At 65.7% G+C, this 6,048-nt stretch carries 5 protein-coding genes and 1 pseudogene; 2 read left to right on the forward strand and 4 right to left on the reverse strand.

The annotated features are described in order from the left end of the window. Nucleotides 1-595: 595 nt before the first annotated feature. Nucleotides 596-1,135, forward strand: coding sequence for a hypothetical protein (locus Q8S38_RS16045; RefSeq protein ID WP_305681388.1), 540 nt, complete (start codon nt 596-598; stop codon nt 1,133-1,135). 276 nt (nt 1,136-1,411) lie between these two features. Here Q8S38_RS16045 and Q8S38_RS16050 read toward each other — a convergent pair whose 3' ends face one another. Beyond that, on the reverse strand, nt 1,412-1,651 hold the full coding sequence (locus Q8S38_RS16050) for a hypothetical protein (RefSeq protein ID WP_305681389.1): 240 nt from the start codon (nt 1,649-1,651) through the stop codon (nt 1,412-1,414). A gap of 593 nt (nt 1,652-2,244) precedes the next feature. Here Q8S38_RS16050 and Q8S38_RS16055 point away from each other — a divergent pair. Beyond that, nucleotides 2,245-3,528 (forward strand): hypothetical protein, encoded by a 1,284-nt coding sequence (locus Q8S38_RS16055; protein WP_305681390.1) that lies wholly within the window; start codon nt 2,245-2,247, stop codon nt 3,526-3,528. A gap of 133 nt (nt 3,529-3,661) precedes the next feature. Here Q8S38_RS16055 and Q8S38_RS16060 read toward each other — a convergent pair whose 3' ends face one another. From Q8S38_RS16060 to Q8S38_RS16070, 3 genes and pseudogenes are all read right to left on the reverse strand, one after another. Beyond that, nucleotides 3,662-4,051 carry a DUF3592 domain-containing protein gene (locus Q8S38_RS16060; protein ID WP_305681391.1) on the reverse strand — a complete coding sequence of 130 codons (390 nt, stop codon included), beginning with the start codon at nt 4,049-4,051 and terminating at the stop codon, nt 3,662-3,664. 112 nt (nt 4,052-4,163) lie between these two features. Further along, entirely contained in the window at nt 4,164-5,309 is a 1,146-nt protein-coding gene (locus Q8S38_RS16065; protein WP_305681392.1) for a hypothetical protein, read from the reverse strand. A gap of 307 nt (nt 5,310-5,616) precedes the next feature. Further along, nucleotides 5,617-6,048 (reverse strand): annotated as a pseudogene (locus Q8S38_RS16070) (hypothetical protein); the annotation flags it as partial.

Below are 6,048 nucleotides of genomic sequence, written 5' to 3' on the forward strand. Positions count from 1 at the left end.
CTGCTGTGTTGCGCTCCCGACGACGTCGTCCTCCACTGCGCCTCCGGCAGCAGCACGTGCAGGTGCGGCGTCAGTTGCAACATCGAGCCGAACCACTGCGTGAAGACGACAGCGCCTCCTCGCAGCGGCGCCGTCACGCCCCTCCTCCGCGCCTCACGCCGCTGCCACCTCCACACCGCACGCACCAGCCTCACCTCGAGCCGCTTCAGCAGCTGAGGCGACGTGCGCGGTAACCCTCTGACTTCAGAAATAGAAGCCCATCATGCCGGCGACGGGGAACGCATCATTCATGTCGCGAGATGCCGTCACCGGGATCGCTAATAAGGTCGAGGTGTTCTTGGACAATCAGGTCATCTTCAGCAGGTCCGTGAGTGAGCCCGGCGGTAGCTGGTTTAGCAACGGGGCGCCCTTTCAGACGACCGTCGGGCCACACACCTTCCGCTTGGTGTGCACAGATGCCATTGGGCAATCGAAAATTACGATACAGAATGTGACGGTCAACGCAAGGCCACATGGTGGCATCTCGGTGGTTAGGCTCTCGGCGAGCCAGGCCACCTTTCGTGCGTCTGCTCGGGATGACGACGGGTTGAAGTCCATGAGTGGAACGATCAATTGCGATAGGTCGGGCTACCGCTCTTTCTCGTTCTCCGCCTCAAGCTATCCTGTCGAGTTTCGCAAAGAGCAAACACTCACGGGCTTGATCTTGGGCGAGCGCTGCGTAGTGCGAGGCGGTGCCGTCGATCGTTACGACATCATCGGCACGCTCAACGAGCTCACGTTCATCGTGCAACATCCGCCCCCACCGCCAGCGCTGCCGTGCGGGTTTCAACGGCGTGATGGGTCGAATGATCCGGCTTCGTTCTTGATCGAGATGGGCCGCACGTCCGGATTCTTCGATTTTCACCGAGATACTTACTTCGTGCCAGACAACTTGATTCTCGCTTGTGCCGATGGCGGCACGGTGAATAGTCAGTCCCAGGTGGCGACTGGCTGCGTTGGCACCGGGCGCGTGGTGTCGTCGATGAGCATGCGCTACGCGTGCAGCTCCTCGCGCATACGCGTCACGGTTGATCCAGACTGCAGCAACCTGGGTAACACCGATTGGACCTTCACGCTCACCTGCGGCCGCCCGTAGGCGAGGCGGAGGCGTCTTGAGCGAGGGGCTGTTAACAGAACAGACATTCTACGAACCATCTCCCCGACGCGTGGACCAGCCAGGATTGCGCATGTGGGAAAACGGGGGAGAACAACAAAGCAGGAAACGGGGCGACGGGTCGAGTGCCAAGCTGGCGGGCGTGGGCGCAGAGAGTTCGCTGAGGAGAGGGTCGGACCGGCGCGGAGGGTGGAGCGCGCCAGGCGGCAGACAGACGTGGGCCGAGGCGGAGCCCGCGGGCGCGACGAGACTTCAGCCTCAGCCAGCCAGCGGCAGGGTGGGCTGAGCGGTGGCAGGCGGGAGGAGCCGGCGCGGCGGGAGGTGATGGCCGAGCTGGGTGAGGCGCTCCTCGGCCGCCTTGCGCGTGGAGTGGATGGCGATGATGCGACGGCGGCCGCCACAGGGGTAGCGCAGGTGCTGGTGCAGGCTGGCCCAGTCCAGTCTGCGGCTCGGCCGGCGACGCTTCTTGCTCGAGGCAGGCGCTGCAGGCGCAGGCATCGGTGGCGGCGCCGTCACCAGCGGGCGAAGGGCAGCGTGCGGGGCGTAGACTCCGTGGAAGCTGGTGAGGTGCGTCTTCGCAGGCGGCACCAGCGAAACGAGCCGTCGCACCAGTTGCTCCGCGCTGACGAGCCCGCTCGCTCCATGAGCGGGCCTCTGCCTTCACCACCACGTGTTGGGCCAGACGGACAGAAGAACACAGGCGCAGGGTCGAGTGCCGACGTTGCGTGCGAGGGCCCAGAGCGGCGCCGTGAGGCCTTTGACGAGGGCGGAATCCTTCATTCGGGTCAAGATTCAAGCCATCGAATTTGCGGACCAAACCAGATTGAGAGCGCCAACCTGCACGGTTGAGTGCCTGCCCGTATCCTCCAGGTATGAGCACTCGTTCGGGTGGAGTCAGAGGCAGTCTGGGCGCGTCAGCCGGGGCAGCGCAGCAGGCGGCGCAGGCGCAGAAGCGAGCAGCTGAGGCAGCAGCGCGGCGCGCAGTGGAGGCGCAGAAGCGAGCCGCAGCCCAGCAGGCGAAGCAATCGCAAAAGCCTGTCGACACCTTCCAACCCAAGGGGGCCAGCGCCTCAGCCGGCATGAGTGCGCAGGTGAGCGCCTCGACCGCCGCGCAACAGACCGAGAAGCCCATCACCCTGGGCGCTCAAGCGGGGGCAAGCGTACAGCCAGCGGATCGGTTCCGCGACGTCTTCGAGAAGAGCAACCCCATCAAGGCCGCGCTCCTCACTGGAGACGAGTACTCCGACACCATGGGCCGCCGAGACGCCGACGGCAACATCGTTCCCCAGGGGGACTACGCACGGCAGATCGAGGAGCGCGAGCGCACCGAGCTGATTCGGAACAGCGACCCGATCGTCAAGAGCGCCGATTCCCTTCAGGTCGGCGAGAAGATGGTCGTCACCGACAAGACCGGCGTCAATGCCACCGTGAAGGCTGCCAAGATCGGCCTGGAAGGCGGTGGCGGTACGACGCTGGAGCGAACGGGCGACACGACGTGGAAGCTGACCGACGCCACCGAAGGCGGAGCCAAAGTGGGCGTGGGGTCGAAGACGATGCCCGTCGAAGGTGAAGTTGCAGCGAGCGGCGAGAGTGTGTCGGAGTACCAATTCACGTCGCAGGCCGACGCCAGGCGCGGCGCAGACCTCGTGCGAAACGGGCCGCGCTCCGAAGAAGACCGGCAGTGGCTCGACGCTCACCGCACCTCTTCCGAGTATGCGGCCAAGGTGAGCACGGGCGGCAACGTGAACTTCCCGGATCCCAAGGGCGTGGTGGCGACCAACGTCGAGGCCAAGGGAGAGGCCCGCCAGTCGATCAAGTACAACTACAAGACCAAGGACGACGGCACCGTCGAGACGGACGCCAACGGGAAGCCCGTCGTCGACAGCATCGAATACATCACCAAGACGACTGGCACGCTGACGGGCAAGGGAACGGTGTCGGTGCCGGGTGTGGCGAAGGTGGACACGGGCGACGTTGCCACCGGACAAGTCGAGATCGAACAGAAGCGGGTGGTGAAGGTGCCTGCGGGCGTTGATCCCGCGGCAGTCGAGAGGGACCCGTCCTTGGGCCAGGACGTCAGCCAGAACGCGCATGAGGTCACCATCAAGGTGACCGGCGAGACGCGGATCGGTGGCCTGGAGGAGGGCAAGAGCGTGGTGCGCGAGTACGAAACCAAGGTGCGCCTGCAGCAGCCCGAGAATCAGCCTCAGAAGCCAACCGTCGAGACGGTCTCTCGCAGCTACGAGAAGAACGGCCAAGTGTACAACGGTGGCGTCGACCTCGGGCCGATCCCCGTGGGCGTGACGTACCAGGGCGAGCGAACGCGCAGCACCAAGCCCGAAGAGACCAAGATCGAGAGCCTCAGCTCGAGCTGAACGTCAGCTGCTCAGTGAGCGCGCGAGGTCAAGACGGAGAAGAAGAAGAAAGCAGGAGACTGGGGATGCGTCGGTGGCGACGCTGAGCATTCTGCTGCCGAGCCTCAACGAGCGAGACAACCTCGCGACCCTCTCAGCGGAGCGGCAGTCGACGTCGAAGGTCGACCACGCTCACACCGAGAAATACCAGTGCGAGCACTGTGTCGAGAATGGCAAAGCCGTACCGCGCCGCCACCGTATCCAACACCGCATCGTGCGGGTTGGCGGAATCGTAGAGCACGGTCACCTGGTCACCGACGTGCTGTGTCACCAGGCCGCCCTGCGGGTAGCTCACCGTCGCTCCGGTCGCCGTCGTGAAACGAACCTGCGGGTGGGCCGGGCCAGCGTTCAGCTCGATGACCTCGCCTTGTGCGCGGAGTCCGTCGCGCCCCAACCGCCACGCCGAGGTGAGCTGAATGAGGCTCACCAGCGTGAGCACCACTCCGACGCACAGGAACAGACCTCCACGAAACCAGGACGGCATCGGGTACCTCGAGTCAGACGCCGAGCGTGGCGAGATCACCAGACCTCATCGCCCGGCCTGATGCGGCAGTTTCGCACGCCAATCGGCGAGACGAGACATGCGCCCAACTCCCTCACTTTCGTGGCGCTGACATCACCGCACCTTGGCGCTCGTCGAACCAGAAGACGTCGGTGTCGGTCGCCGCCAGGAGACGTGCAGTGGCCCCGCGCACGAGGACCACGAACTCAGGTTCACCGGGTCGCCAGGCGATGATCGACTGAGGCGCTCGCCAGTCGGCCTCCTGCGTGATGGCCAGCAGCTCGCGATCATTCGAGACGAGATTTCCGAACTCGAGCTTCTTCGTGGTGACAGCGGTCTGTTTGCCCGTCGCGGGATCCAGACGCACCAACTGGCCACTGCGGCCCCTGCTGTAGAGGACGCCGCCCAGCCCCGCGGGAGAATCGACGTCACCGCCCAGCGGCGACCCGATGATGCGCGCCTCGCCGTCGGCCTTCGCGGAGAGCAGCGGGCCCTGCCAGGTGATGAAGGCCACGGTCCCTGCCGACTCGCTGAACCAGACGGGCTCCGGGCTTCCCATGACCAGCGCTTTTCCGGCGAAGAGGGTCTTGATGGGTCCTCCCCCGCGGCTCACCGCGTTGATGGTGGTGCCCGCAGCAAAGAGCAGCCGGTCCTGCTCGACGATGACGTGATGAGGCCTCGTCAGGCCGGTCGCGAGCTTCTTCACCGCTGCTCCCGACGGCTGCACCGAAACGATCTCGCTCTCGAGCGCGACGATGAGCTCGTCGCCGACTCGCCGGAGATCACCGGTATCGTCGTCCCCCCGGGAAGGGTTGCCGAGCCCGCTGACGATGAGCCTGGAGCCGGTCCGGGTCAGGGCGTGAAGCTCACAACCCGACGGCGGACACGTCAGCGCAAACGCTCCCTTCGAGTCCGCGGCGAGCCCCGAGACGGAAAACGCCTTCAGCGTCGGCTTCCCGGCAGGCTTCCCTGATGGGAACTCGAACGCCGGGCACACGAACACCTCGCCGTGCTCCTTCGCCGCGCCCTGCATGATCGAGACGTGAGCGGAGGGGACCGTCGCTATCATCGCCTCGAGCGTTGCCAGCCAGTCTCCGCGGGCATCGACTGCAATGACCGCCGCGATCACCGCCTCCTGGTAGGTGGGCGCTTTGCGCGCCGCCGTCGTGAAGGCCTCACAGAACCGTTGAGGAACCGGCTTTGCCGCGAGCAGCACCAGCGAGATCGTCAATGGCGTCATGAACGAGGAGCCTACCTGAACGACGTCACACAGGCGGCTTGAAGGCCGCTCGAGCGCCGATCAGACCATGGAGAAGCGTGGCATCGACGTGCGCACAAGAAGGAAAGCCAGCTGTGCATCATCACGGAGGAAGACCGAAAGGAAGAACAAAGCAGGAAACGGGGCACAGGGTCGAGTGCCGAGCCGGCGGACCTGGACGCAGAGAGTTCGCTGAGGAGAGGGCCGGACCGGCGCGGCGGGTCAGCGTGTCAGGCGGCAGACAGACGTGGGCCGAGGCGGAGCCCGCGGGCGCGACGAGACTTCAGCCTCAGCCAGCCAGCGCCAGGGTGGGCTGAGCGGTGGCAGGCGGGAGCAGCCGTCGCGGCAACAGGTGATGGCCGAGCTGGGTGAGGCGCTCCTCGGCCGCCTTGCGCGTGGAGTGGATGGCGATGATGCGACGGCGGCCGCCACAGGGGCAGCTCAGGACATCCACCCCGAAGGTGTGCTGGTGCAGGCTGGCCCAGTCCAGTCTGCGGCTCGGCCGGCGACGCTTCTTGCTCGAGACAGGCGCTGCAGGCGCAGGCTTCGGTGGCGGCGCCGTCACCAGCGGGCGAAGGGAAGCGTGCGGGGCGTAGACTCCGTGGAAGCTGGTGAGGTGCGTCTTCGCAGGCGGCACCAGCGAGACGAGCCGTCGCACCAGTTGCTCCGCGCTGACGACGAAGGAGACCCCCTTCTTCGGCAGGTACTCGTACCGGCCCTC

The organism is Allobosea sp., from assembly GCF_030695125.1.
GTDB lineage: Bacteria > Pseudomonadota > Alphaproteobacteria > Rhizobiales > Beijerinckiaceae > Allobosea.